Origin of the sequence: Pseudomonas sp. KBN10P06128 (genome assembly GCF_037574945.1) — a bacterium.
GTDB lineage: Bacteria > Pseudomonadota > Gammaproteobacteria > Pseudomonadales > Pseudomonadaceae > Pseudomonas > Pseudomonas aeruginosa.
Genome location: NZ_JBBELR010000001.1, coordinates 4,560,280 through 4,586,733, shown reverse-complemented (window position 1 = coordinate 4,586,733; position 26,454 = coordinate 4,560,280). Strand labels below are relative to the sequence as shown.

14 protein-coding genes are annotated in these 26,454 nt (G+C 68.7%); 5 read left to right on the top strand and 9 right to left on the bottom strand.

Features of this window, described 5'->3' with window-relative positions; genetic code table 11:
* Positions 1-33 precede the first annotated feature (33 nt).
* Together cprS and cprR are read right to left on the bottom strand one after the other, a co-directional pair.
* Entirely contained in the window at positions 34-1,329 is a 1,296-nt protein-coding gene (cprS, locus tag VQ065_RS21410; RefSeq protein WP_003091313.1) for a cationic peptide sensor histidine kinase CprS, read from the bottom strand.
* On the bottom strand, positions 1,326-1,997 hold the full coding sequence (gene cprR / locus VQ065_RS21405) for a cationic peptide response regulator transcription factor CprR (protein WP_003091311.1): 672 nt from the start codon (positions 1,995-1,997) through the stop codon (positions 1,326-1,328). The genes cprS and cprR overlap by 4 nt, the downstream gene beginning before the upstream one ends.
* Positions 1,998-2,374: 377 nt before the next feature.
* Between cprR and VQ065_RS21400 the strand changes: the two genes are divergently transcribed.
* A complete protein-coding gene (locus VQ065_RS21400; RefSeq protein WP_003091308.1) occupies positions 2,375-5,245 on the top strand; it encodes a S8 family serine peptidase in 2,871 nt (956 codons plus the stop codon).
* A gap of 6 nt (positions 5,246-5,251) precedes the next feature.
* Here the strand turns inward: VQ065_RS21400 and VQ065_RS21395 are convergent, their stop codons facing one another.
* From VQ065_RS21395 to VQ065_RS21365, 7 genes are read right to left on the bottom strand one after another with little or no spacing between them, the layout of a single operon-like run.
* Positions 5,252-6,331, bottom strand: coding sequence for an alpha/beta hydrolase fold domain-containing protein (locus VQ065_RS21395; protein WP_003112115.1), 1,080 nt, complete (start codon positions 6,329-6,331; stop codon positions 5,252-5,254).
* A 53-nt stretch (positions 6,332-6,384) separates the two neighbouring features.
* Entirely contained in the window at positions 6,385-8,016 is a 1,632-nt protein-coding gene (locus VQ065_RS21390) for a BatD family protein (protein WP_003091302.1), read from the bottom strand.
* A complete protein-coding gene (locus tag VQ065_RS21385; protein ID WP_003091298.1) occupies positions 8,013-9,773 on the bottom strand; it encodes a VWA domain-containing protein in 1,761 nt (586 codons plus the stop codon). Before VQ065_RS21385 ends, VQ065_RS21390 begins: the two co-directional genes overlap by 4 nt.
* Positions 9,770-10,792 carry a vWA domain-containing protein gene (locus tag VQ065_RS21380; protein ID WP_340080468.1) on the bottom strand — a complete coding sequence of 341 codons (1,023 nt, stop codon included), beginning with the start codon at positions 10,790-10,792 and terminating at the stop codon, positions 9,770-9,772. Before VQ065_RS21380 ends, VQ065_RS21385 begins: the two co-directional genes overlap by 4 nt.
* Positions 10,785-11,279: a DUF4381 domain-containing protein gene (locus tag VQ065_RS21375; protein ID WP_003091296.1), complete on the bottom strand. Its 495-nt coding sequence runs from the start codon at positions 11,277-11,279 to the stop codon at positions 10,785-10,787. The genes VQ065_RS21380 and VQ065_RS21375 overlap by 8 nt, the downstream gene beginning before the upstream one ends.
* The gene (locus tag VQ065_RS21370) at positions 11,276-12,214 is read right to left on the bottom strand and encodes a DUF58 domain-containing protein (protein WP_003091295.1); all 939 of its coding nucleotides are present in this window, start codon (positions 12,212-12,214) and stop codon (positions 11,276-11,278) included. The genes VQ065_RS21375 and VQ065_RS21370 overlap by 4 nt, the downstream gene beginning before the upstream one ends.
* 10 nt (positions 12,215-12,224) lie before the next feature.
* Positions 12,225-13,205, bottom strand: coding sequence for an AAA family ATPase (locus VQ065_RS21365; RefSeq protein ID WP_003091294.1), 981 nt, complete (start codon positions 13,203-13,205; stop codon positions 12,225-12,227).
* A 340-nt stretch (positions 13,206-13,545) separates the two neighbouring features.
* Between VQ065_RS21365 and VQ065_RS21360 the strand changes: the two genes are divergently transcribed.
* From VQ065_RS21360 to VQ065_RS21345, 4 genes are all read left to right on the top strand, one after another.
* Entirely contained in the window at positions 13,546-14,316 is a 771-nt protein-coding gene (locus VQ065_RS21360) for a hypothetical protein (RefSeq protein WP_003091293.1), read from the top strand.
* 273 nt (positions 14,317-14,589) lie between these two features.
* Positions 14,590-19,452: an NAD-glutamate dehydrogenase GdhB gene (gene gdhB, locus VQ065_RS21355; RefSeq protein ID WP_003091291.1), complete on the top strand. Its 4,863-nt coding sequence runs from the start codon at positions 14,590-14,592 to the stop codon at positions 19,450-19,452.
* Positions 19,453-20,014: 562 nt separating this feature from the next.
* The gene (locus VQ065_RS21350) at positions 20,015-22,861 is read left to right on the top strand and encodes a bifunctional glycoside hydrolase 114/ polysaccharide deacetylase family protein (protein WP_023098503.1); all 2,847 of its coding nucleotides are present in this window, start codon (positions 20,015-20,017) and stop codon (positions 22,859-22,861) included.
* Complete coding sequence (locus tag VQ065_RS21345; RefSeq protein ID WP_003091289.1) at positions 22,839-26,420, top strand: tetratricopeptide repeat protein; 3,582 nt, start codon at positions 22,839-22,841, stop codon at positions 26,418-26,420. The genes VQ065_RS21350 and VQ065_RS21345 overlap by 23 nt, the downstream gene beginning before the upstream one ends.
* Positions 26,421-26,454: the final 34 nt, after the last annotated feature.

Sequence of the window (26,454 nt, the reverse complement as noted above, 5' to 3'; positions counted from 1 at the left end):
GGTTTTTTTCGCGCGGAGGAAGGCCGCCGCGCTTCAGTCCGGTGTGGCGGGGAACAGCAGCTCGCAGCGGAAGCGCTGCTCGTCGCTGCTGTAATGCAGGCGCCAGCCGCTCTTCTGGCATAGGCGCTGGACCAGGTCGAGGCCCAGGCCATAACCGAACGCCATCGACTCGTCCGTGCCCTGGGCCGCACCAATGGGGTTGCTGATCAGCAGGCTGCGGTCGCGCACGACGATTTCCACCACGCCCTCGTCGCTGTACTGCAGGGCGTTGCGCAGCAGGTTGCCGATGATGATCCGCGCGCGGGTCTGCGGCAGGCTGTGTGGCTCCACGTCGAGGTGGAAGGTCAGGCCGCGGCGCTGGCTCAGCGCCTGCTGTTCCTCGAGCAGCTCCTCCAGCAGGCGACCGACCTCGATGTGTCCGTCGTCGCGCAGTTCGCCGCTCTCGCGGCTGAGCCAGAGCAGGGTCTCGGTCATCTGCTGCATGCCCAGCGCCGAGCGGCGGATGCGTTGCAAGGCATGCGGGGAGGGCGCGCGGCCGGGTTGGTCGAGCAACTCCAGGTTCATGCCGATCACCGCCAGCGGGGTGCGCAGCTCATGGCTGGCGTAGCGCAGGAAGCGCTCCTCGCGCTGGCTGAAGTCCTTGATCCGGGTCACGCTGTTCCACAGGGTATCCGCCAGCACGTTGAGTTCGCGGTAGTTGAAGCGCGGCCGCTGGCTGTCCGGGGCGAGGTCGTCGAGGGTCATCGACCAGCGCGTCAGCTTGCGCAACGGCGCGACGATGAACCAGACCAGCAGGCCGACGGCGGCCAGCGAAGGCAGGGTGACCGATAGGGTGACGATCCAGGTCTGCCTGACGCGGGCATCGATGATGGCGTCGGACAACGGCGTGTCGATGCTGCCGGCGGCGTCGTTGTCGTAGAGGTAGAGCGTCTTGCCGTCGGCCAGTGGCTGGCGGACTACCACGTAGGCATCGTCGCTGGGCGCGTCGTCATCCTCCTCTTCGTCATCGTCGTCCCAGTTGCCGAGCAGTTGCATGGCGCCGATGCTCTTGTAGGGGGGGGTGTCGAGCATCTCCCTGAGTTTCGGCGGCAGCCCCGCGGTGCCGACGCTGCCCTTGAAGTAGTAGCTGTCCGGCGCCGGCGTAGCCGGGTCTTCCTGGTAGCGCTGGGCGAAGTACAGCCCTTCCTCTTCCATCATCATGCTGAGCAGGTAGAGGGCGCCGGTCTCGCCGTAGTCGCCGAGCATGCGCGTGTAGACCAGCAGCACCCCGGCGAGGATCAGGCTGACGCCGCCACCGACGATGGGGATCAGGCTCAGGCCGCGTTTCATTTGCGCTCCAGTTGGAAGCCGACGCTGTGCAGGGTATGGATCAGAGGGGTGGCGAACCCCTTGTCGACGGTGCTGCGCAGGTGGTGCATGTGCACGTTGAGGGTGTTGCTTTCCGGCGGCTCGTCGCCCCAGACGCTGCGCCCCAGCTGCTCGCGGGTGACCAGCGCGGGGCTGGCGCGCATCAGGCACTCGAGGATCTTCCAGGCGGTGGGGGACAGCGCCAGGGGCGTGCCGCCGCGGCTGGCCTGGCGGCTGTCGAGGTCCATCACCAGGTCGTCGACCTGCAGGCGCTGGGCCTGGCCGCTGCGGCGCCGGCTGAGGGCTTGCAGGCGGACCAGCAGCTCCGGCAGTTCGAAGGGCTTGAGCAGATAGTCGTCGGCGCCGGCGTCGAAGCCGTCGAGCTTGTCCTGCAGGGTATCCAGGGCGGTGAGCATGAGTACCGGGGTCTGCAGGCCGGCTTCGCGCAGCTGGCGACAGACCTGCCGGCCGTTGATGCGCGGCAGCATGATGTCCAGCAGGATCACGTCGTAGCGGTTGGCGCGCGCCAGGTTGAGGCCGGCCTGGCCGTCGCGGGCGTGATCGCAGACCACCCCGGCGGCCTCGAGGTAGTCGATGACGGTGCCGGCGAGATCGAAGTTGTCTTCGACGACGAGTACGTGGATATGCATGGCCTGGGTCGCGTGACGAATGGGCTGGTCGACTGGCGGTGGATGGCCGTCGCGCCATGGGCGGTTCGGGAGAGGCGGGCGGTCGGCGGTTTTCGCGAGTCGGGCAGCGATGTTCGTCGATCGGGGCGCGGGCTGTCCAGTTGCCCACCCGGTTTGCGCCTCCGCTGTGACCTCGTGCCGCTCCCGTCGGCGTGTCCGCGTTAAGCCTTTTTTAACCCCCCGGGAGCTAGCGTGCGCCTGCTCGGAACGCTAGCCGCCAGGCTATTGCCGGGTGCCATCCGCGAAGAGTGCGGGTGCCTTTCGTTTTTGGGGGATTTTTTGCCATGTCGCGGACGACGCGTTGGAAGGATGTTCGAAAGTGCGGGATACGCACACTGGTGCCGCTGGGCGTTTCGCTATCGCTGTCGCCCTGTGCGTTGGCCGAAGCCCGGTCCAGCGGCTGGGAGCAGGACTTCATCGGCGTGCCGGTCGCGCGCGCGTTGGGCCTGACCGGCAAAGGCGTGGATGTCGGGGTGATCGATGGCGGTTTCCTTCCGCAGCATCCGGCGTTCGCCGGCCAGGCGATCACTCCGCTGGCCAACCGAGTGGCCATCGACGGCGAGGAAGCGATCGCCGATCCCTCCCGGCCGCTCTTCGATCGCGATGAGCAAAGCGGAGAAATCCAGGTCGCCAGCCATGGCGCGAATGTCAGCGGAATCATCGCGGCCAGGCCGGAGGTCATTGCCGATTTCACCTATCGTGGTGGCGTGGCGCCGAAGGTCGGGCTTTTCCAGACGCAAATCAGGCCCAGCGACGAAGCCGATGACGAGGATGCCGACATAGAGGAGGAACAAGACGAAGCGGCGAGCCAGGCCAGCCTGCTGCAACCGGGCAGCGAGGAACTCGTCCATGGCGCCCTGAGCACCCTCTACCGGGGCGCGCCGACGGTACGGATCATCAACAACAGCTACAACGACGATCCTATCGGCAATGACGCCGCCGCGGTGGATGCCGCTTATGCGGCGATCGATCCCGCAGCGCCGCATCCCTACCTGAATGCCCTGGCCGACGGCGTGCGCGACGGGCGCCTGCTGGTGTTCGCAGCCGGCAACGAAAGCCGCGCGCAGCCCGGCTTGCTCGCCACCTTGCCGCGCTTCATGCCCGGACTGGAAAGCGGTTTCCTCAGCGTGGTCGCGCTGGGTCCGGACCGCGACCTCACCGACTACTCCAACCAGTGCGGGGTGACGAAAGACTGGTGCCTGGCGGCGCCCGGCGACATGTACGTGGCCGCGGCGAACGGTGCCTCGGCCGAACGCTTGACCTACACCTATGCCGACCAGAGCGGTACCTCCTACGCCACGCCGCTAGTCAGCGCCAGCGCGGCATTGCTGGCCGAGCGTTTTCCCTACATGGACATGGCGCAGGTGCGGATGACCATGTTGAGCACCGCCGTCGATCTTGGCGAGCCTGGGGTCGACGCGCGTTTCGGCTGGGGGTTGCTGGACCTGGCCCGGGCGGTACGTGGACCAGGCCAGCTGTTCGGCGATCAGCGGGTGACGCTGGACGCGGCGCGCGGCGGCTGGAATGCCAGGGATGCCTGGAACAACGACATCCGCGCCGGTGGCATGCTTGGCAAGGCCGGCAGCGGCGCGCTGCGGCTGTCGGGCGATAACCGTTTCGCCGGGGTCGCGGTCGAGGCCGGCGAACTGGCGCTCGCCGGGCGCAACCGGTTCTCTGCCGCCAGCGAGGTTCGCGGCGGGCGCCTGGTGGTGGACGGCACGCTCGAAGGACCGGGGTTGAGGGTAGCCCGGGCCGGCGAGCTGGGCGGCGGCGGCACCATTGCCGCGCCGACCCGGATCGACGGTGTGCTCGCCGCCGACCGCCTCGCGGGCGCGCCGAGTTTCACCCGCTCGCTCGAACTGTCGCCGTCGAGCACGACCCGGGTGGCGCTGGGCGGGCAACCGCCGATCCGCCTCGACGGCGCGGCTGCTTTCGCCCGGTTGGGCGGGCGGCTGCAACTGACGGCGGCCGATGCGGCGGGGGCGGGGCAGAAGTTCCTGACGGTCGCGCGTGGCGCCACCTACCAGGGCGGTTTCGATGCCTTGCAACAGGCGCCGGGCCTGGCCGCGCGGGGCCTGCGCCACGACTTGCGCTTCGCTGCGGATGGCATCGCCCTGGCCCTGGCTCCGCTCGACCTGCCGGGGCAGGTCAACCTACAAGGCAACGCCGGGCGTTCCGCGGCGGCGTTGAACGCGCTCCGTGACCGGCCCATCGCCCTGCGCCCCGGCGCCTACAACGATTGGCTGCAGGCCAGCCTGGCGCGCGGCGATCTCGCTGGCCTGCCACGCAGCGCCGGCGGCCAGGTGTATGCCGACAGCCTGGCCTACCTGAGTCGGCAGCCGTCGCAAGTGGATCGCGCGATGTTCGGCGAGCTTTCCTGGGCGCAGCCCGGGCAGGCGCCGCGGTTGTGGTTCCAGGGGCTCGCTTCCGGCTTGCGCAACGAGGGGCGCTCAGGCGTCAGCGGCAGTCGCGAGCGTAGCGACGGCATTGCCCTGGGCCTGGTCCAGGCGCTCGACGAACGAACCCAGGGCGGCGCGACGCTGGCGCAGACCAAGGGACGGATCAACAGCGCCGGCGGCAAGGTCGAGCTGGACATCACCCAGCTCGCCGTGGGCTTGCTACACGCCTTCGACAGCCTGGAACAGGGCGGTTACGTCAGTGCCATGCTCGGCGCCGGCTACCTCGACGCCGCCAGCAAGCGGCGCCTGCCGGGCTTTGCCACGGCCAAGGGCGACAGCGAGGGCTGGCTCTACCACGCCAGCGTCAAGAGCGGCTACCGCTGGCGCAAGGACGATTGGCGGGTCGAGCCGCGGGTCGGCCTGCTGGCGACCCGCACGGAATGGAAAGGTTTCCGCGAAAAGCACAGCGAGCTGGCGCTGGACGTCGACCGCGCGGCCAGGGATGCGACCTTCGCCACCCTGGAACTGAGCGTCGCGCGCAGCCTGCGGGTGGCCGACTGGTCGCTGGAGCCGGAGCTGAACCTGGGCTACGAGCGTGCCCTGGGAGTGCCGGCGAGCCACACCGAGGCTAGCCTGCAGGGCGTCGACCTGAAGCAGGTTTCGGCCCATCGGGGGCGCGACCTGTTCAGTGCGGGGATGGCGCTGCACGCCCGCCGCGGTCCGTTGCAGGGCAGCCTGGAGCTGCAGGGGACGAAAGGCGAGCGGGTCGGCGGCAGCGCCGTCAACCTGCGCCTGAGCTACGACTTCTAGCGCTGGCTACTTGAGCACCTTGATTGGCTTCACCGGGGTGCCGTCGCTCCATTGGCCCATGCCGGTCTGCTCCGGCGTAGCGCCCAGGGCGTACTGGCGGTTGCGGTTGTAGAACGCCGCGTCGGTGAGGCCATCGAACAGCTTCCAGGTGCCGTACCAGTCGAGGGCGTCGATCACCAGCGGGTCGTGGCCGGTATAGCGGCCTTCGGCCTGCTGCACTTCGAGGCGCTTCTCGACGCGGTCGAGCAACCAGTCGCTGTCTTCTTCCTTCGGATACTGCGGGCCGAATACCGGCGCGGTGGGCGCCGCGTGGTTGGCCAGCAGCGGCGGAGCGCCGTGGCGATCGCTGCGCAGCAGCAGGAGGTTTTTGTCGCTGGGCGGAATGTGCCGGCTCTGGCGGTAGATGCGCTTGGCGTCGGTGCAGGCCACGTGGCTGTCCTCGTCGCCGCAGACCGCCAGCAGCAGGGTGCCCTTGGCCAGCCCCGACAGGCGTTCCTGGGCCACGCCGTCCCAGCGCTTGCCCTGGCTCTTGCCGGGCTCGACCACCATCAGCGCCTTCGCCGCCGGCAGCTTCAGGCGTTCGCTGGCGGCCGCCAGGTTGGCGGCGAGCAGTCCGCCGGCGGAGTGGCCGAGGTAGGCGACCTGGTTCAGCCGCGGGCGCACCCCCAGCTCGCCGGCCTGCAGGCGCCTGAGGGCGTCGCCGAGGGCGCCGGCGGCATTGTCGAGGAAGTCTGCGTTGGGCGTCTTCAGGTCCGGCTGGTAGCGCGGGTAGACCACCACCATGCCGCGGCGGACGATATGGTCGATCCAGGCGCGGTAGAGGTCCGGCTGCATCACGCTCCAGCCGTGCAGGAAGATCACCAGCGGAGCGTTGCCGGGGACCGGTTGCTCGGGGGTGAACACCCAGTATTCGCGAGCGCCTTCGCCGAAGTGCCACTGATGCACGCTGGCATGGCGATAGGCCGCGCCGCCCGGCCCTTCGGCCGGCTGCGTCGGCGGCGTGGGCGCGGTCGGCGGTTCGGCGGCCGTCGCGGCGTGGCCCAGGAGCAGGCCGCACAGGACGAGGTACAGGGTACGGAAGCGCATGCGGGCCCTCTTGCGGAATCGGAATGTCGTGCCAGTCCTAACCATAGCGCCGTTCAGCGCGGATAGAGCGGTGGCAGGCCGCCATTGTCGACCGCTCCCGCCGGCGCTTGTTCCGTGGTGGGCAGGGCGCGGATCGCCCGCCACAGGTCCTCGCCCTGCCAGGAATGGCCGCTCTCGCTGTACAGCGCGCCGTTGAGGCCATCCAGGGCGTCGGACAGCGGTACGAAGCGGGCCGCCATGTCGGCCAGGGTATCGGGTTGCTGACGAGCCCAGGCGTCCAGGGCCTGGCGGGTCGCCTGGGGATCGTTGGCCAGGCAGGCGCGGCGCAGCTCGTCGAGCAGGCTGCGGCTGCTCGGGCCGTTGGCTGCGGCGCGGATCACCGCCGGCAGCTGGCGGGCGCGCCACCAGAGGCCGAAGCCGAGCAGGGTGGTCAGGGCCAGCACGGCGGTAGCCAGTTGCCAGGGCCAGAGCGTCGGCTCCAGGCGTTCGCCGAGCGGCAGCGCCGCCGCCGGCGGCTCCGCCTCGGCCTGCGGCGCGGCGGCCACTTCCAGGGTGCGCGGTGGCAGGCTGGTGCGCTCCAGGCGGTCTTCGCGGGTGTTCCACCAGACCACTTCGAGCGCCGGCAACTCGATGCGCCCGGCCTGCTCGGGCACCAGCGCCTCGCGTTCCTCGCGACTGCCGATGAGGCCCTGGTCGGTGCTCTGGTCGGCCAGCTGCGGTTGGTCCGGGTAGCGCCGCAGGCCTTGCACGTCGGGCAGCGGCAACGGCGGAAGCTGGGTGCCGGAAAGCCCCTCGACCTTCAGCAGCACATTGCGCGTCAGCGATTCGCCGACCTGCGCCTGCTCCGGCTGCGGGCTCCAGCTTTCGCTGATGCTCAGCGCGCGGGCCGGCATCCAGGGCGCGTCGGCCGGATAGTCGGCAGGCTTGGGCCGGACCTGCAGCGGGATGCTCGGCGAAGTCACCCGCATCTGCCGGCCGGGGCGCGGGCCGAAGGGGTTGTAGTCGTCGCTGCCACGGTCGACCAGGGTCGCGCTGAAGGCTTGCGCAGGAATCTCCAGGGTGCCGCTCTTCTGCGGGAAGATCGCGTAGCGCACCTCGATCACGCCGTGGCGGATGCCGTTGATCTCCTTCTCGTAGGTGCGCGCCTCGCCGAGCTGTTCGACCTTCGCGTCGTTCATCGTCAGCGGGGTCAGGCTGCTGTCGTCGTATAGCGATACCGAGTGGTAGATGCGCAGGGTGAGGATCGCCTGGGCCTGCACGTAGACCTTCTCCTGGTCGACGCTGGCATCGATGAAGACCGGCGCCAGCTTGCTGCTCTTGGCGCGGTCGCGCGCCTCCAGTACGTGCAGCCTGATCGGCTGGGTGCTGCTGGCGCCGAGGCTGATCGGCGGGATCGCCACGTAGCCGCTCTGCTTCGGCAGGAGGGTGACGATCCAGCGGGTGGTGGCCTGGGCCCGACCGTTCTGCGTGGCGAGACGGTTGACCTGGCGCGTGCCGAGGACCTCGAAGAGGGCGTCCAGCGGGCTCAGGTCGGGCTTGCCGAAGAGGGTCGGGTCGTCCGATTCCAGCGTCAGTTCGACGCTTTCCCCTTCGGTCAGGCGGGCGCGATCGACGCTGGCGCTGAAGCTGGCGTGGGCGGAGACGCAGAGGAGCGCGAGAAGCAGGCTGCAGAACAGGCGGATCATGGCGTGGCTTCCTGGCGTTGCTGCTGTTGGTACCAGAACTTGCGCCGCAGCAACTCGGCGGGATCGTCGGGAATCTGTCGCAGCCATTGCTCGAGGGCCTGGCGACGTTCGTCGTCGAGTCCGTCGTCGGCTTCCTCGTCACCCGTCCGCTCGTCCTCGGCGTCGGGCTGCGGCTGCGCTTGGCCGGGTGCTCCGGCGGTCTTCTCGCCTTCGTCTTCCGGCAGGCTGGTCGAGGGCGCCGCGGCCTGGGCCTTCTGCGCATCGACGGTCGCCGCATCGCGCGGCGGCCGCTGGCTGCTTCCGGATGGCGGGCTCTGCTGGCTCGCTTCCTGGCGCTGTTCCTTGTTCTCGCCGGCCTGCTGCTGCGCCGCCTGTTCCTGGCGCTGGCGCAGCAGTTCCTCGACCAGGGCCTTGTTGCGTTGCGCGGCGACCAGTTGCGGCTGGCGCTCCAGGGCTTGTTCGTAGGCGTCGACGGCGGCTTCCAGTTCGCCCTGGCGGGCCAGGGCGTTGCCACGGTTGTAGTGATCGTCGGCCTGGTCGCCCTGGGCGAAGGCCTGGGCCGCGGCGGCGTAGTCGCGGGCCTGGTAGAGCGACAGGCCTTTCCAGCGGAAGTCCTCGAAGCGCTTCGCCGCCTCGTCCGCCTGGCCCCGTTGCAACAGGCGCTGGCCTTGCTGGTCCGGACGCAGCCAGAGGTCTTCGAACTGGAAGGCCATGGCCGGTTGCGGCAGGCTCAGCATCAACAGCGGCAGGCAGAACAGCCAGCCGCGCCGTCCGGCACAGGCGGCCAGCAGGAGCAGCGGCAGGAGCAGCCAGTACCCCTGGTCGGCCCAGCGCTGCAAGCGCAGCAGGGCGTTCTCGCGGTCTTCCTCCAGCGTGCCGCCGCGGGCCAGCAGGCCGAGGCTGTCGAGGTCGCGGTCGTTCGGCCGCAGGCGCTGGTAGCCGGCGCCGATCTCCACGGCGAAGCGGCGCAGCCCGCTTTCGTCGAGCCTGGGCAGGAGGATGCCGCCCTGATCGTCCTTGAGGAAGCTGCCATCCTCCTGCTGCACCGGAGCGCCCTTCGGCGTGCCGACGCCGAGCACGGCGAGGCGCGCCGCCCGGTGCTCGAGGGCGCTGCGGATGCCCTGGCGCTCGGGTTCGCTCAGCCCGCTGGTCAGCAGCAGCAGGCGGCCGCGGCCCTGGGCGCCCTGTTCCAGCAGGTCGAGGGCCTGGCGCACGGCGAGGTCGGCGCGCTGGCCGGGCTCGGGCATGATCGAAGGTTTCAGGGCGTCGAGCAGGTTGCGCGCGGTGAGCTGGTCGTCCGACAGCGGCACCAGGGTATGCGCGCTGCCGGCGTAGACGACGATCGCGGTCTGCGCGTCGTTGCGCGTGCGAAGCAGGTCGAGCAGCTTGCGCCGGGCCTGTTCCAGGCGGGTTGGCGACAGGTCGCCGGCAAGCATCCCGGGAGTCAGCTGGAGGATCGCCACCAGCGGGTCGCTACGCTTCATCGAGGGCTGTTCCAGTTGCTGCCAACTGGGCCCGAGCAAGGCCAGCAGGGCCAGCAGCCAGGCGATGCCGAGGCAGATCCAGGGCATGCGGTTCTGCCGCCCGGCGCCGCCGACCAGCAGCCAGGGCTGGAAGGCCGTCGGCAGCAGCAGTTGCCAGCGTCCGGCACGACGCTGGCGATGCAGCAGCTTCCACAGCAACCAGCCAAGCAGCGGCGCCAGCAGCAGCCAGTAGGGGCGCAGCCAGTGCGGCCAGGCGTCCAGCAACAGGTTCATGGTTGCCTCCCGGAACGGCGGCGCGGCCAGGTCCGGTTTTCCCGTGGCCAGAGTTCCAGCGCCACCAGCAGCACGCTCAGGCCGAGGGCGGCGGCCAGCGGCCAACTGTACAGCGCCAGGGCCGGGCGCGCCCGGGTAGTCTGCTGGGCGACCGGTTCGAGGCGGTCGAGGGTCGCGGAAATGCTTTCCAGCTCGGCGCTGGATCGCGCGCGGAAGTATTCGCCGCCAGTGATCTCGGCGATACCGCGCAGGGTCGGCTCGTCGAGATCGAGCCCCGGGTTGAAGCCGAACAGGCCGGGCACGCCGCCCTGCTGCGGGTCGGCGCCGACGCCGATGGTGTAGATCTTCACCTGTTGCTCGGCGGCCAGTTGCGCGGCGATCTGCGGGGCTATCTGTCCGCCGGTGTTGACGCCGTCGGTGATCAGCACCAGCACCCGGCTTTCCGCGGGCCGCTGGCGCAGGCGCTTGACCGCCAGGCCGATGGCGTCGCCGATCGCGGTGTTCTTGCCGGCGATGCCGATCTGCGCCTCGTCCAGCCAGACCCGCACGGTGTGCCGGTCGAAGGTCAGCGGCGCCTGCAGGTAGGCCTGGCTGCCGAACAGGATCAGGCCGACGCGGTCGCCACGACGGTCTTCGATGAAGTCGCCGAAGAGTTTCTTGATCAGTTCCAGGCGGCTGATCTCGTCGTCCTGCCAGCGCATGTCGCGGTAGTCCATGGAGCCGGAGACATCCACCGCGAGCAGCAGGTCACGGCCGCTGGCGGGTAGCGGCAGGGGTTCGCCGACCCACTGCGGGCGGGCCGCGGCGAGCAGCAGGAGGAACCAGAGCAGGGCGAAGCGCACCTGCTGCCGCCAGGCCGGCAGGCGTGCGCGGGCACGGCGTCCGGCGAGGCTTTCGAGTTCGTCGAGGAAGCTCACCTTGAGCGCCGCCTCGCCGCTGTCGGCGGCCGGCAGCACCAGGCGCAGCAGCCAGGGCAACGGGGCGAGGGCGAAGACCCAGGGCCAGGCGAACTCAAACATGCTTGCGAATCCAGGTGGCGACGGCGGCGTCGAGGCCGTCCACGGCCTTGTCGTCGAGGGTGCAGTCGGCACGGTAGCCGCCTTCCACCAGGATCATCCAGCGGGTCAGGCCGGCGGCCGGGCAACGGTTGTCGAGGAACGCCAGCCAGGCGCGGCCGCTGAGGGCGTGGCTGCCGCTATCTGGCCAGCGCGCCCTGCAGACCCGCTTGAGCAGGCCGTTGATGGCTTGCAGCCAGGGCCCGGCGGAAGCCCTGCCGTAGGGCTTGGCAAGCGCGGCCAGTTCGGCCAGGGCCGCTTCGCGCAGCGGATCCAGCGGCGCTTCGCCGCGGGTGGCGATGGTGCGCCGCGGCAGGTGCCGGCGCAGTCGCCAGAGCCCCCAACCGAGCAACGGCAGCAGGGCGGCCAGCAGCCACCAGCCGGGCGCCGGCGGCCACCAGCCGATGGGCGGGGGGGCGATAAGCGGTTCCAGCCGGTCGAGCGGGTTCATGCGCGATACCCCGGCTGGTGTTGTTCCAGCAGGTCCCGCAACTGCTCCACCAGGTCTTCCTGGGTCGACAGCGGCAGCAGCGGCACGCCCAGTCGCTGGGCCAGCCGCTGCCAGCGCGCGCGGCGCGCCTCGGCCAGCTCGCGATAGGCCTGGCGCAGCTCGTCGGCGTGGGTGTCCAGCTCGAGGTCGGCGGCGCCTTCGCGGAAGCGCAGCAGTCCGGCGGCGGGGAGGGCATGGTCGAGCGGGTCGGACAGCGGCAGCAGCACCAGGTCGGTATGGCGTGCGATCAGGCTGAGTTGCTGCTCGGCGACGTCATTGAGGGTGCGCTCGTCGCACAGCACCAGGATCAGGCTGCCCGGGCGCAGCACTTCGCGGGCGCGGCGCAGGGCCAGGCCGAACAGTTCGCCAGGTCGCTCGGCCGGCGTCTCGCGCAGCTCGCGATTGGCCCGCAATAGCTGGTTGAACAGTTGCAGCAGGCTGTGCTTGCTGCGTCGCGGCTTGATTTCGTGGCAGTCGCGGTCGCTGAATACCAGGCCGCCGATACGGTCGTTGTGGGCCAGCGCCGACCAGCCGATGAAGGCCGCCGCGCGTGCCGCCAGCACCGCCTTGAAGCACAGGCCGGAGCCGAAGAACAGGCGCTGGCTCTGTTCGACCAGGACGAACACCGGTCGCTCGCGTTCCTCGTGGAACAGCTTGGTGTGCGGCTCGCGGGTGCGCGCGGTGACGCGCCAGTCGATGGTCCGTACGTCGTCGCCGGGCTGGTAGATGCGCACCTGGTCGAAGTCCACGCCGCGTCCGCGCAGGCGCGAGTGATGCAGGCCGACCAGCGGGCTGCGGCGGTTCTGCGAGGAGAACAGGCGCGCTTCGTGGAGCCGGTGGCGCATTTCCAGAAGCTCGTCGAGGCCCAGTTCGACGCCAGGGGCGGCGCTCAGCATGGCGGCGGCCTCAGGCCACGGCGACCACGTCGAGGATGCGCTGCACGACCCGGTCCTGGTCGATGCCGGCGGCTTCCGCCTCGAAGGTCAGGATCAGGCGATGGCGCAGCACGTCGAACAGCACCGCCTGGATGTCCTCGGGGCTGACGAAGTCGCGTCCGCCCAGCCAGGCGTGGGCGCGCGCGCAGCGGTCGAGGGCGATGGAGCCGCGCGGGCTGGCGCCGTAGGAGATCCATTCGGCGAGTTCCGCGTCGTGCTTGGCCGGGGTGCGGGTGGCCATGATCAGTTGCACCAGGTATTCCTCCACCGCGTCGGCCATGTACAGGCCGAGGATTTCCTGGCGCGCGGCGAAGATGGTTTCCTGGGTCACCCTGCGCTCCGGCCGGGCCTCGCCGTTCAGTGCCTCGCCACGCGCCTGCTGGAGGATGCGGCGTTCCACCGAGGCCTCCGGGTAGCCGATCTTGACGTGCATGAGGAAGCGGTCGAGCTGGGCTTCCGGCAACGGGTAGGTACCTTCCTGCTCGATCGGGTTCTGTGTCGCCATCACCAGGAACAGCTGTGGCAGGTCGTAGGTGCTGCGGCCGACCGAAACCTGGCGCTCGGCCATGGCTTCGAGCAGCGCCGATTGCACCTTGGCCGGGGCGCGGTTGATCTCGTCGGCCAGCACCAGGTGATGGAAGATCGGGCCTTGCTGGAACACGAAGGTGCCGGTCTCCGGACGGTAGATCTCGGTGCCGGTGATGTCGGCGGGGAGCAGGTCGGGAGTGAACTGGATACGGTGGAACTCGGCTTCGAGGCCTTCGGCGAGGTCCTTGATGGCCTTGGTCTTGGCCAGTCCCGGCGCGCCTTCCACCAGCAGGTGGCCGTCGGCTAGCAGCGCGATCAGCAGGCGGTCGACGAGTTTTTCCTGGCCGAGGATCTGGCTCGACAGGTAGCCCTTCAGTCCCTGCAGGGCGCTCTTGTGCTGCGTGCTTTCTGGCTCGTTGCTCATTGTCTGGACTACCGGTTCCAAGGCCTGCTGGGGTGTCGCTCGGTGGCGCACGGCGAGGCCGGCGCGCGCGGGCGGGGAGAAGGCTCCGCTCTGCGGCGGATGACGGCCCCCCGATCCCGCACATGTTAGCGCACGGCGACTGCCTAGCGTACTCTCCGACGCTCGTGCCGCGCCTATTCGTGAACCCGCGCGGGTATGCCGGTGAAAAGCCTCCGCCTCTCGCCGTGACCTGCCTCGCGAAGCGTGGCGGATCGACGCGCCCGGGGAACTTCGCCGGCTCAGGCGGGTCGGTTTCCGCGATGCGAACAGCGAATGGACAGAGCGTTTGTCAGGAGCGACATTGCCGGGGCTTGCCCGGCGCAAGGGGGAGGGCCGCGCCCGGCGTGGGTGGCGGCGCTGGGTCGGCGGGCTGCTGTTGCTGCTCGGCGCGCTCGCCAGCGGATGTTCGAACGCGCCGCGCAACGCCGCCGGCGAGGACACCAGCCAGGGTTCGATGCGCGCCGGCGAATTCCTCCAGACCGATGCCGATCGCATGGCCACCCTGGCCATGCGCGACAACCTGCAAAGCCTCTACCAGTTGCTCTGGAAGCTGTACAAGCGCAATCCCGCCGAATGGAAGAAGACCGGCCTGCCGAGCCAGGCCGACGCCGAGCTGGCGATCCGCCGGGCCATCGAGCAGAACCGCGAACTCAGCGACCTGGGCGGCCGCCGCGACATCGCCGCGCTGTCCTACTCCCTCGATCCGGCGTTCAAGGGCGACCGCGTCGGTGCCTTCATCTACTCCCTGGCCAGCATGCTGATCACCGCCCATGGCGGGCGCACCGAGTTCTACGTCTATCAGGGAATCGACGCGCAGTACGTCTACAACGCCGCGCGCAACGTCGAGGTCGCCACCTGGATGCTGGCTACCCGCAAGGACGACAAGGGTGCCCCGTTGCTGCTTTCCAACGCCCTCACCGACGACGCCAGCAACCTCAGCTACGCCCGCGAGTTCGCCAAGATCGTCGCGCGCCTGGACCTGCTCGCCGAGGTGCTCGGCGAACGCTACCGGCGGATCAGCGTGAACTACGCCCAGGGACTGCTGTTCATGCATTTCCTGCCGGTGCAGTGAGCCGATGCTCCCGGGGTGAACGAATATGTCGCAGCACGGTAAGTGTTTTGCCTTGCCGGCTCGTTAAGCTCTGTCGGATATGACCGGCGGGTCGCTCGCCGAAAAAGGGCGGTTCCCGGTCAGCCTTTGCTGTGCGCCTGCCTGCCTGGATTAATGCTCAGCTTCTGCTGAACTTCATGGACGCAGCGAGGGTCGGTCCGAAGGTGCGTTGCTCGCGACCTTTCCCGCGAACCGCTCGCCTCCATGAAATAACAAGCCAAGCGGAGTACAACCATGGCGTTCTTCACCGCGGCCAGCAAAGCCGATTTCCAGCATCAACTGCAGACGGCACTGGCGCAGCACCTCGGCGACAAGGCGTTACCACAAGTCACGCTGTTCGCCGAACAGTTCTTCAGCCTGATCTCCCTCGATGAACTGACCCAGCGTCGGCTTTCCGACCTGGTCGGTTGCACCCTTTCCGCCTGGCGCCTGCTGGAGCGCTTCGACCGCGACCAGCCCGAAGTCCGCGTATACAACCCCGACTACGAGAAGCACGGCTGGCAATCCACCCACACCGCGGTGGAAGTGCTGCACCCGGACCTGCCGTTCCTGGTCGACTCGGTGCGCATGGAACTGAACCGTCGCGGCTACAGCATCCATACCCTGCAGACCAACGTCCTCAGCGTGCGCCGCTCGGCCAAGGGCGAGCTGAAGGAAATCCTGCCCAAGGGTAGCCAGGGCAAGGACGTCAGCCAGGAATCGCTGATGTACCTGGAGATCGACCGTTGCGCCCACGCCGGCGAACTGCGGGCGCTGGAGAAGGCCATCCTGGAAGTGCTCGGTGAAGTACGCGTGACCGTCGCCGACTTCGAGCCGATGAAGGCCAAGGCCCTCGAACTGCTGGCCTGGCTCGGCAAGGCCAAGCTGAAGGTGCTGGCGGAGGAGCTGAAGGAAGTGCGCAGCTATCTCGAATGGCTGCTGGACAACCACTTCACCTTCCTCGGCTACGAGGAATTCAGCGTCGCCGACGAGGCCGACGGCGGGCGCATGGTCTACGACGAGAAATCCTTCCTCGGCCTGACCCGTCTGCTGCGCGCCGGCCTGAGCAAGGATGACCTGCACATCGAGGACTATGCCGTCGCCTACCTGCGCGAACCGGTCCTGCTGTCCTTCGCCAAGGCCGCCCATCCGAGCCGCGTGCACCGCCCGGCCTACCCGGACTACGTGTCGATCCGCGAGCTGGACGGCAAGGGCCGGGTGATCCGCGAGTGCCGCTTCATGGGCCTGTTCACCTCCTCGGTGTACAACGAGAGCGTCAACGACATTCCCTTCATCCGCGGCAAGGTCGCCGAAGTGATGCGGCGCTCCGGTTTCGACACCAAGGCACACCTCGGCAAGGAACTCGCCCAGGTGCTGGAAGTGCTGCCGCGCGACGACCTGTTCCAGACCCCGGTGGACGAGCTGTTCAGCACCGCCCTGGCGATCGTCCGCATCCAGGAGCGCAACAAGATCCGCGTGTTCCTGCGCAAGGACCCCTACGGCCGCTTCTGCTACTGCCTGGCCTACGTGCCGCGCGACGTGTATTCCACCGAGACGCGCCTGAAGATCCAGCAGGTCCTGATGGAGCGCCTGCAAGCCAGCGACTGCGAGTTCTGGACCTTCTTCTCCGAGTCGGTGCTGGCCCGCGTGCAGTTCATCCTCCGCGTCGACCCGAAGTCGCGCATCGACATCGACCCGGCGCGCCTGGAGGAAGAAGTGATCCAGGCCTGCCGTTCCTGGCAGGACGACTACAGCAGCCTGGTGGTGGAAAACCTCGGCGAGGCCAAGGGCACCAACGTCCTGGCCGACTTCCCGAAAGGCTTCCCGGCCGGCTACCGCGAGCGCTTCGCCCCGCACTTCGCGGTGGTCGACCTGCAGCACCTGCTCAGCCTGTCCGAGCAGCGCCCGCTGGTGATGAGCTTCTACCAGCCGCTGGCGCAGGGCGAGCAGCAACTGCACTGCAAGCTGTACCACGCCGACACCCCGCTGGCCCTGTCCGACGTCCTGCCGATCCTGGAGAACCTCGGCCTGCGCGTGCTCGGCGAATTCCCCTACCGCCTGCGCCACCAGAACGGCCGCGAATACTGGATCCACGACTTCGCCTTCACCTACGCCGAAGGGCTGGACGTGGACATCCAGCAGCTCAACGAGATCCTCCAGGACGCCTTCGTCCACATCGTCAGCGGCGACGCCGAGAACGACGCCTTCAACCGCCTGGTGCTGACCGCCAACCTGCCGTGGCGCGACGTCGCCCTGCTGCGTGCCTACGCGCGTTACCTGAAGCAGATCCGCCTGGGCTTCGACCTCGGCTACATCGCCAGCGCGCTGAATGCCCATACCGACATCGCCCGCGAGCTGGTGCGGCTGTTCAAGACCCGCTTCTACCTGGCGCGCAAACTCACCGCGGAAGACCTGGAAGACAAGCAACAGAAGCTGGAACAGGCGATCCTCGGCGCCCTCGACGAAGTCCAGGTGCTCAACGAGGACCGCATCCTGCGGCGCTACCTCGACCTGATCAAGGCGACCCTGCGGACCAACTTCTACCAGCCCGACGGCAACGGCCAGAACAAGAGCTACTTCAGCTTCAAGTTCAACCCGAAGGCCATCCCGGAGCTGCCCAGGCCGGTGCCCAAGTACGAGATCTTCGTCTATTCGCCGCGCGTCGAGGGCGTGCACCTGCGCGGCGGCAAGGTGGCCCGCGGCGGCTTGCGCTGGTCGGACCGCGAGGAGGACTTCCGCACCGAGGTGCTCGGCCTGGTCAAGGCCCAGCAGGTGAAGAACGCGGTGATCGTGCCGGTCGGCGCCAAGGGCGGCTTCGTCCCGCGCCGCCTGCCGCTTGGCGGTAGCCGCGACGAGATCCAGGCCGAGGCGATCGCCTGCTACCGGATCTTCATTTCCGGCCTGCTCGACATCACCGACAACCTCAAGGAAGGCGAAGTGGTGCCGCCGGCCAACGTGGTCCGCCACGACGAGGACGATCCCTACCTGGTGGTCGCCGCGGACAAGGGCACGGCGACCTTCTCCGACATCGCCAACGGCATCGCCGCCGAGTACGGTTTCTGGCTTGGCGACGCCTTCGCCTCGGGCGGCTCCGCCGGCTACGACCACAAGGGCATGGGGATTACCGCCAAGGGCGCCTGGGTCAGCGTGCAACGGCACTTCCGCGAACGCGGCATCGACGTGCAGAAGGACAACATCAGCGTCATCGGCATCGGCGACATGGCCGGCGACGTGTTCGGCAACGGCCTGCTGATGTCGGACACGCTGCAACTGGTGGCCGCCTTCAACCACATGCATATCTTCATCGACCCGAACCCGGACGCCGCCAGCAGCTTCGTCGAGCGCCAGCGCCTGTTCAACCTGCCGCGTTCGAGCTGGGCCGACTACGACGCCAAGCTGATCTCCGCCGGCGGCGGGATCTTCCTGCGCAGCGCCAAGAGCATCGCCATCACCCCGGAAATGCAGGCGCGCTTCGACATCCAGGCCGACAGGCTGGCGCCCACCGAGCTGATCCACGCGCTGCTCAAGGCGCCGGTCGACCTGCTCTGGAACGGCGGTATCGGCACCTACGTGAAGTCGAGCAAGGAAACCCACGCCGATGTCGGCGACAAGGCCAACGACGGTCTGCGCGTCGACGGCCGCGAGCTGCGCGCGAAGGTGGTGGGCGAGGGCGGCAACCTGGGCATGACCCAACTGGCGCGGGTCGAGTTCGGCCTGCACGGCGGTGCCAACAACACCGACTTCATCGACAACGCCGGTGGCGTGGACTGCTCCGACCATGAGGTCAACATCAAGATCCTGCTCAACGAAGTGGTGCAGGCCGGCGACATGACCGAGAAGCAGCGCAACGCGCTGCTGGTGAAGATGACCGACGCGGTCGGCGCCCTGGTGCTGGGCAACAACTACAAGCAGACCCAGGCGCTGTCCCTGGCGCAACGCCGCGCCCGCGAGCGGATCGCCGAATACAAGCGGCTGATGGGCGACCTCGAGGCGCGCGGCAAGCTCGATCGCGCCCTGGAGTTCCTGCCTTCCGACGAGGAACTGGCGGAACGCATCAGTGCCGGCCAGGGGCTGACCCGCGCCGAGCTGTCGGTGCTGATCTCCTACAGCAAGATCGACCTCAAGGAGTCGCTGCTGAAGTCGCTGGTGCCGGACGACGACTACCTGACCCGCGACATGGAGACCGCCTTCCCGGCATTGCTGGCGGAGAAGTTCGGCGACGCCATGCGCCGCCATCGCCTGAAGCGCGAGATCGTCAGCACGCAGATCGCCAACGACCTGGTCAACCACATGGGCATCACCTTCGTGCAGCGCCTGAAGGAGTCCACCGGCATGAGCGCGGCCAACGTCGCCGGGGCCTACGTGATCGTTCGCGACGTGTTCCACCTGCCGCACTGGTTCCGCCAGATCGAGAACCTCGACTACCAGGTGCCCGCTGATATCCAGCTGACCCTGATGGACGAACTGATGCGTCTCGGTCGCCGCGCCACCCGCTGGTTCCTCCGCAGCCGCCGCAACGAGCTGGACGCGGCGCGCGACGTGGCCCACTTCGGCCCGCGCATCGCCGCCCTCGGCCTGAAGCTCAACGAGCTGCTCGAAGGGCCGACCCGCGAGCTGTGGCAGGCGCGCTACCAGACCTACGTCGACGCCGGCGTACCGGAACTGCTGGCACGCATGGTGGCCGGCACCAGCCACCTGTATACGCTGCTGCCGATCATCGAGGCGTCCGACGTGACCGGCCAGGACACCGCGGAAGTGGCCAAGGCCTATTTCGCCGTGGGCAGCGCGCTGGACCTTACCTGGTACCTGCAACAGATCACCAACCTGCCGGTGGAGAACAACTGGCAGGCGCTGGCCCGCGAGGCGTTCCGCGACGACCTCGACTGGCAGCAGCGGGCGATCACCGTCTCGGTGTTGCAGATGCAGGACGGACCGAAGGAGGTCGAGGCGCGCGTCGGCCTGTGGCTGGAACAACACCTGCCGCTGGTCGAGCGCTGGCGGGCGATGCTGGTCGAACTGCGTGCCGCGTCGGGTACCGACTACGCCATGTACGCCGTGGCCAACCGCGAGCTGATGGACCTGGCGCAGAGCAGCCAGCACGGTGTCTGCATCCCCTGATGCGACCGGACTGACGGCAAGCAAGAGCCCCGCCTGAGTGCGGGGCTCTTTCATTCTGGCGCGGCGAAAACCTGCGGTGTTTGCGGTGGCTGAGGCGCTGCGCGGCGACAAATGTCCGGCGCCCGGCGTTGGCCTGGAAAGGACAACCTGACTCACAGATTTAATAAATATTTAGTTATTAGAAAATCTATTCATAGGTTCATATGGATCTATGACTTCTCCGCTTCATATGCCTTGGCCGGGATCCTGTCGATCGCATAAACCCCCCGGCAGCCCGTACTTCCTTCCCCGTCCGGTGAGTTTTCCGATGACGTCGCGGCGGTCACGCGGGAGACAAGAGCAGGCAAAAGGACACCATGGCGCCATGTGCGCGCCTAAAAATTGACAGTTTCCGCTTAAAAATTTAGCAATTAGCATATTTAGTCATTAGATTGACGTTAATCGCCTGCGGCTGCTTTGCCCGTGCCCGCACTGCCAGGGATTCGACGTTGCCACCGGAAACCGCATCCATGCTTCCGACCTGCCGCTTCGGTCGGTATCGACCCTGCCGCGTAGGCTGGGCATGCGGTTCAGCAAGAAAGGAATCGCCGTGCTGCGTCTGCCGTCCCGCCGTAACACCCTTCGACCCATCGAGCGCCCGCTCGCCTGGCTTGCCGGCCTGGCGCTGGCGCTTTGTGCCGGCACTGCCGCAGGGGCTGCCGGCGGGCCGTCCAGCGTGGCGTTCTGGTACGCCGAGCGGCCGCCGCTGGCCGAGCTTTCCCAGTTCGACTGGGTGGTGCTCGAAGCGGCGCACCTCAAGCCGGCCGATGTCGGGTATCTGAAAGAGCAGGGCAGCACGCCCTTCGCCTATCTGTCGGTCGGCGAGTTCGACGGCGACGCCGCCGCCATCGCCGACAGCGGCCTGGCCCGGGGCAAGAGCGCGGTCCGCAACCAAGCCTGGAACAGCCAGGTAATGGACCTCGCCGCGCCGAGTTGGCGGGCGCACCTGCTCAAGCGCGCCGCGGAGCTGCGCAAACAGGGCTACGCCGGCCTGTTCCTCGATACCCTGGACAGCTTCCAGCTACAGGCCGAGGAGCGCCGCGAGGGCCAGCGCCGGGCGCTGGCCAGTTTCCTCGCCCAGCTGCATCGCCAGGAGCCGGGCCTCAAGCTGTTTTTCAATCGCGGTTTCGAAGTGCTGCCGGAGTTGCCCGGCGTCGCGTCGGCGGTGGCCGTGGAGTCGATCCATGCCGGTTGGGACGCCGCTGCCGGGCAATACCGCGAGGTGCCCCAGGACGATCGCGATTGGCTGAAGGGTCACCTGGATGCCCTGCGCGCCCAGGGCATGCCCATCGTCGCCATCGACTACCTGCCGCCGGAGCGGCGCGACGAGGCGCGCGCGCTCGCTGCGCGCCTGCGTAGCGAAGGCTACGTGCCGTTCGTCAGCACCCCGGCGCTGGACTACCTGGGGGTGAGCGACGTCGAGGTGCAACCGCGGCGCATCGCGCTGCTCTACGATCCGCGCGAGGGCGACCTGACCCTGAGCCCCGGTCACGTCTACCTCAGCGGCCTGCTCGAATACCTCGGTTATCGGGTCGACTACCTGCCCACCGACCAGCCGCTGCCCGAACGTCCGCTGAGCGGTCTCTACGCCGGGGTGGTGACCTGGATGACCAGTGGACCGCCGCTGGCCAGCGACGCCTTCGACAACTGGATCGCTGCACGTCTCGACGAAAAGGTGCCGGTGGCGTTCCTCGCCGGCCTGCCCACAGAGAACGACGGCCTGTTGCAGCGCCTGGGTATTCGCCGGCTGTCGCAGAAGCTCAAGGTCAAGCCGAGCACCGAGACCCACGACCAGGCGCTGCTTGGTTCCTTCGAAGCGCCGCTGGTGATCCGGATCCGCGACCTGCCGGCGCTCACCGTACTCGATCCGGCGCGGGTGACCCCGGCGCTCAAGCTCAAGGGCGACGGCAAGGAGTACGTGCCGGTGGCGACCGCCGACTGGGGGGGCTTCGCCCTGGCGCCCTATGTGCTGGAGGAGGGTAGCGAGCACCGGCGCTGGATCCTCGATCCGTTCGCCTTCCTGCGCAAGGCCTTGCGTCTTGTGCCGCTGCCGAGTCCCGACGCGACCACCGAGAATGGCCGGCGCATCGCCACCGTGCACATCGATGGCGACGGCTTCGTCTCCCGTGCCGAGGTGCCCGGCAGTCCCTATGCCGGCCAGCAGGTGCTGGAGGACTTCATCAAGCCCTATCCGTTCCTCACCTCGGTCTCGGTGATCGAAGGCGAGGTCGGGCCGAAGGGCATGTACCCGCACCTGGCCAGGGAACTGGAGCCGATCGCCCGGCGCATCTTCGCCGACGACAAGGTGGAGGTCGCCAGCCATACCTTCAGCCATCCGTTCTTCTGGCAGCCGCAACTGGCCGAGCAGGGCGAGAACTTCGAGGCCCAGTATGGCTACAAGATGGCTATCCCGGGCTACGACAAGGTCGACTTCGTACGCGAGGTGATCGGCGCCCGCGACTACATCGAGCAGCGCCTGACCACCCCGCGGAAGCCGGTCAAGATGATCTTCTGGTCCGGCGACGCGCTGCCCGACGCCGCCACCATCAAGCTCGCCTACGACGCCGGGCTGATGAACGTCAACGGCGGCAATACCGCGCTGACCCGGGCCTTTCCCTCGCTGACCGGACTCTACCCGCTGATCCGGCCCACCCGCGGCGGCGTGCAGTACTACGCGCCGATCATCAACGAGAACGTCTACACCAATCTCTGGCAGGGGCCGTACTACGGCTTCCGCGGCGTCATCGATACCTTCGCCCTGACCGACAGCCCGCGCCGCCTGCGCGGCCTGCACCTGTACTACCACTTCTATTCGGGGACCAAGCAGGCCTCGATCCGCACCATGCACCAGATCTACGCGGCGATGCAGGCGGAGCATCCGTTGTCGCTGTGGATGAGCGACTACATCCCGCGCCTGGAAGGCCTGCATCGCGCCAGCCTGGCCAAGCGTGCCGATGGCAGCTGGCAGTTGCGCGGCTTCGCCGCCTTGCGCACGGTGCGCCTGGACCCGGCGCTGGGTTGGCCGGACCTCGGCCGCTCCACGGGAGTCGCGGGCGTGCGCGACCTGCCCCAGGGGCGCTATGTGCACCTGAGTGCGGCGAATGCGCGCCTGGTCCTGCGCGACAGCCGCGATCCGCGGCCGGCGCTGGAGGAGGCCAACCTGCCGCTGAAGCACTGGCGCTACCGCGACGATGGCCGCGTCGAGTTCGCCTTCGCCGGGCACCTGCCATTACGCCTGGTGGTGCGCGCGGCGGGCGATTGCCGGCTGAGTGCGGCCGGCAAGGCCTTCCCGGGAAAGGCCGGCAACGGCCTGTGGACGTTCGAGTTGCCGATGGAGCAGGTGCGCGATGGCCAACTCGTCTGCCGCTGACAAGCATCCCCAGGCGCGCCTGCTGAATCCCTGGGCCCTGCTGCCGGTCGCTCTCGGGGTGGCGCTGGTGCTGTGGCTGACCTTCAACAGCGAAGAAGTATTCATGCCCAGCGGCGATGGCGAGCCCGACGCGGTCTCGGTGAACTACGCCGAACTGCTGTTGCAGGCGCACCCGGAGAATGACGCGCTGCGCCTGACCCTGATCGACCTGCTGGTCAAGCTCGGTGACTTCGAGCAGGCGCGTCATCACCTCGCCCGTCTGCGCGGCAAGGACCGCCTGGCAACGCCGTTCTACGAGGTGGAACTGGACATCCTTGGCGCCCTGGCCAGGCCCGAGGGCATGGATGAGGAGCAGACGCGCCGATTGCTGGAGCGCCTGCGCAAGATCGAGCACGTTTCGTTGAACGACGCCATGCTCGAACGACTTGCCCGTCATGCCCTGGCCCTGGACGCGCCGGACCTGGCGGCGCGGACCTTTGCCGAACTGGCCGGCCGCGACCCGCAGGGCCGGCAGCGCTGGCTGGACGAGGCGGCGCGCTGGTACCTGGCTTCCGGCGAGCCGCTGCCGGCGGCGGACATCCAGCGGCAACTGGCCGAAGCGCAAACCGAGCCGGCGAAGCGCCTGGCCTATCTGCGCCAGGCCTTCGCCAGCCTGCTCGCTGGCGAGCGCGGCGAACAGGCGGCGTTGTTGCTGGACGAGCGGCTGGACGCCTTGCCGGAGGATGAATCGACCCTGGCCTGGCTCGCCCAGGGCGTACGCGCCGCCGAAGGCAGCCAGCGCTACGACCTGGCCGAACGCTTCATCCGGCGCTGGCGCGAATTGCGCCCCGAGGACCATGAGGCGCTGGCCGCCGACCTGCGTCTGAACATGGCCGCCGGGCGGATCGAGCGGGCTTGGGAGGTCGGCCAGGAGCTGCTGGCCCTGCGCCCGGAGGACAGGACGCTGCTGGCCGATCTCGCGCGCCTTGGCGAATGGACCGGCAACAGCCCGCGGGCCCTGGGCCTGTGGAAGCAACTGCTGGCCGGCGCCGATGACCCGGCCCTGCGCGAGCATGCCTGGCGCCTGTCGCTGCAGATGTTCGATTTCGACAGCGCCATCGAGCTGCTGGCGCCCATCGGTGCGCAGCGACAGATGACCGACGAGGAACTCGATGCGCTGGTCTACAGCCATGAAACCCGCGGCACGCCGGAAGAGGGCGAGGCATGGCTGCGCGGCTACGTGCAGCGTTATCCGAAACAGCGCCTGGCCTGGCAGCGCTTGCAACAGATCCTCGAACACACCCAGCAGTTGCAGGAAGAGACCGGGGTCTGGGCGCGGATGGCCCGGCATTTCCCGCTGAGCGTCAAGGAACGCATGCAGTGGGCGGAAACCCACTGGAACCTGTTCGATCCGCGCCAGGCCTGGAAGGTCCTCGCCGGCGTGGATACCCGCGCGATCCGCGAGCCGGAGTTCTGGCGCCTGCGCGCGGCGCTGGCCTGGGCCCTGGAGCAGGACGACGATGCCCGCGCCGCCTACGAGCGCATGCTGGCCCTGGACATCCGCCTGAACAGCAGCGACGAGGACCAGTTGATCGCCCTGTACCGGGACAGCAATCCGCAGCAGGCCTTGCAGGTGCTTATCGGCAGTTGGCAGCGCAGCCGCGATCCGCGGCGCCTGGCCAGCGCCCTGCAACTGGCGGAGAACCTCCACGACTGGCCGGCCCTGAAGAGCCTGCTGGCCGAGGCCGAAAGCCTGCCGGAAGCGCAGGGCAGCCCCTATTACTGGGTGGCCAGGGCGCGGCTGGCGGAACAGGAAGGCCATGGCGACGTCGCCGAGCGCCTGTACCGGGAAGCCCTGGTGCGTTTCCCCGGCGAGAACCTGGTGCGCGAACGCCTGCTCTGGTTCTACATCGACCGTGGCCGTCGCGACAGCCTGGCGCCCCTGTTGGCGCAGTGGCATGGCCTGGCGCTGCGGGACAGCACGCTGTGGCTGCCGTTCGCCAGCGCCAGCCTGCTGCTCGAGCGTAACGACCAGGCGCTGGCCTGGTTCCGCCTGTACCTCAAGTCCAATCCCAACGACTGGCTGGTGCAGGCCGCCTACGCCGACGCACTGGATGCCAGCGGCTACCAGGACAAGGCACTGCGCCTGCGCCGACTACTGCTCCGGCGGCTCGACCGCGAGGCGGTCAGGGCCACCCCGGACAGCTTCGCCGCCTACCTGCGCCTGCTCGCCGTGGCCCAGGGGCCGCTGCTCGCCCAGGGCGAGGCGCGGCGGGCCTGGAATGGCGAGCCGGCGATGCTGCAGCTGTGGTTCGAGCAGTTCCTCGACCAGCTCGCCGCCACCAACCAGGAGCCGCTGAAGGATGACTGGCTGGCCTGGGCGCGCGGCCAGGGCCTGAAGATCGGGCGCAACGAAGAGATCCAGGCCGCCCTGCGCAGCCAGAATCGCGCCGCCCTGCAACGCCTGCTGGAGCGCGGCGAGCTGGATCCGGCGCAGCGGGTCGAGGCGCTGGTGCGTCTCGGCCATGGCGGCGAAGCGCTGGGCGAGGCCCTGGGCGCACTGGGCGACGGCCACTCGCGCGACAACCGCGAGCAGCTGCGGCGGCAGGCAGCGGAAATCCTCGAACGCACGCCCCAGGGCCTGCAACTGGGTTGGAACAAGCGCGACTTCGGCGGTCTCGACTTCAAGGGGCCGACGCTGCGCGCGGCGCGCCACCTCGGCGACGACTGGTACGCCGACCTGGCGCTGGGCAGCGGTCGCTATCGCGGCGACGCACTGGATAGTTCGCTCCTCGGTAGCGAACGCAACGCCAGGCTGACGTTGCGGCGCGAACTGGCCGATGGCTTCGCCGCGGCGACGCTCGATGGCAGTTGGCGCGACGACGAGGACCGCCACGGCCTGGGCCTGCTGCGCAACTGGCGGCTGAGTGCGCGCGACGAACTGGAAGCGGGCCTCGACTGGCACCGCGAGACCGACGAGACCGGCCTGATGCGCGCCCTCGGCATGCGCGACAGCGTGAAACTCGGCGGCCGCCACACCCTCAGCGGGCGCGACCAGTTGAGCTGGTCGCTGGCGCACAACCGCTTTTCCACCCGCCAGGGCGACGACCTCGGCAACGGCGAGGCGCTGTCCCTGGAGTGGGCCCACACACTGTTCTTCGATGGCCCGGCCTGGCAACTGCGCGGCGGCATCGACTACCAGCGCAATCGCCTGGAGAACCGTCTGCCGGACGACCTGCTGGCGGCCCATGGCGGTGCGCTGACGCTCGATGGCGCGCGCAGCCAGGACCTGCTGCAGGACCGCTATGGCCAGGTCTACCTCGGCAGCACCTGGCGCCGTGGCTTCCCTGGCGCGCTGAACCGCAGCCGTCCGCAATACACCTGGATCGTCGACACCCTGGCCGGCTGGCAGTGGACAGAGAAGGAGTTCAACTACGGCATCGATCTCGGCATCGGCATGGAGCTGCTGGGCGATGACGAACTGGCGTTCACCTTCGGCTACCAGTCGGCTCCCCAGGGCGGCGGCGGCGATGCCGGCGGCACGCTCGGGGTGACCTACAGCACGCGCTTCGGCCGCTGAGCGCGGCCCGGATACGGAATTCAACAGGAGGAAC

Bases quoted from the DNA above. Each gene is read 5' to 3' on its own strand.
- VQ065_RS21350 (WP_023098503.1), top strand. From the start codon at position 20,015: ATGCGGTTCAGCAAGAAAGGAATCGCCGTGCTGCGTCTGCCGTCCCGC.
- VQ065_RS21365 (WP_003091294.1), bottom strand. From the start codon at position 13,205: ATGAGCAACGAGCCAGAAAGCACGCAGCACAAGAGCGCCCTGCAGGGA.
- cprR (WP_003091311.1), bottom strand. From the start codon at position 1,997: ATGCATATCCACGTACTCGTCGTCGAAGACAACTTCGATCTCGCCGGC.
- VQ065_RS21395 (WP_003112115.1), bottom strand. From the start codon at position 6,331: ATGCGCTTCCGTACCCTGTACCTCGTCCTGTGCGGCCTGCTCCTGGGC.
- VQ065_RS21370 (WP_003091295.1), bottom strand. From the start codon at position 12,214: ATGCTGAGCGCCGCCCCTGGCGTCGAACTGGGCCTCGACGAGCTTCTG.
- cprS (WP_003091313.1), bottom strand. From the start codon at position 1,329: ATGAAACGCGGCCTGAGCCTGATCCCCATCGTCGGTGGCGGCGTCAGC.
- VQ065_RS21345 (WP_003091289.1), top strand. From the start codon at position 22,839: ATGGCCAACTCGTCTGCCGCTGACAAGCATCCCCAGGCGCGCCTGCTG.
- VQ065_RS21390 (WP_003091302.1), bottom strand. From the start codon at position 8,016: ATGATCCGCCTGTTCTGCAGCCTGCTTCTCGCGCTCCTCTGCGTCTCC.
- VQ065_RS21380 (WP_340080468.1), bottom strand. From the start codon at position 10,792: ATGTTTGAGTTCGCCTGGCCCTGGGTCTTCGCCCTCGCCCCGTTGCCC.
- gdhB (WP_003091291.1), top strand. From the start codon at position 14,590: ATGGCGTTCTTCACCGCGGCCAGCAAAGCCGATTTCCAGCATCAACTG.
- VQ065_RS21375 (WP_003091296.1), bottom strand. From the start codon at position 11,279: ATGAACCCGCTCGACCGGCTGGAACCGCTTATCGCCCCCCCGCCCATC.
- VQ065_RS21385 (WP_003091298.1), bottom strand. From the start codon at position 9,773: ATGAACCTGTTGCTGGACGCCTGGCCGCACTGGCTGCGCCCCTACTGG.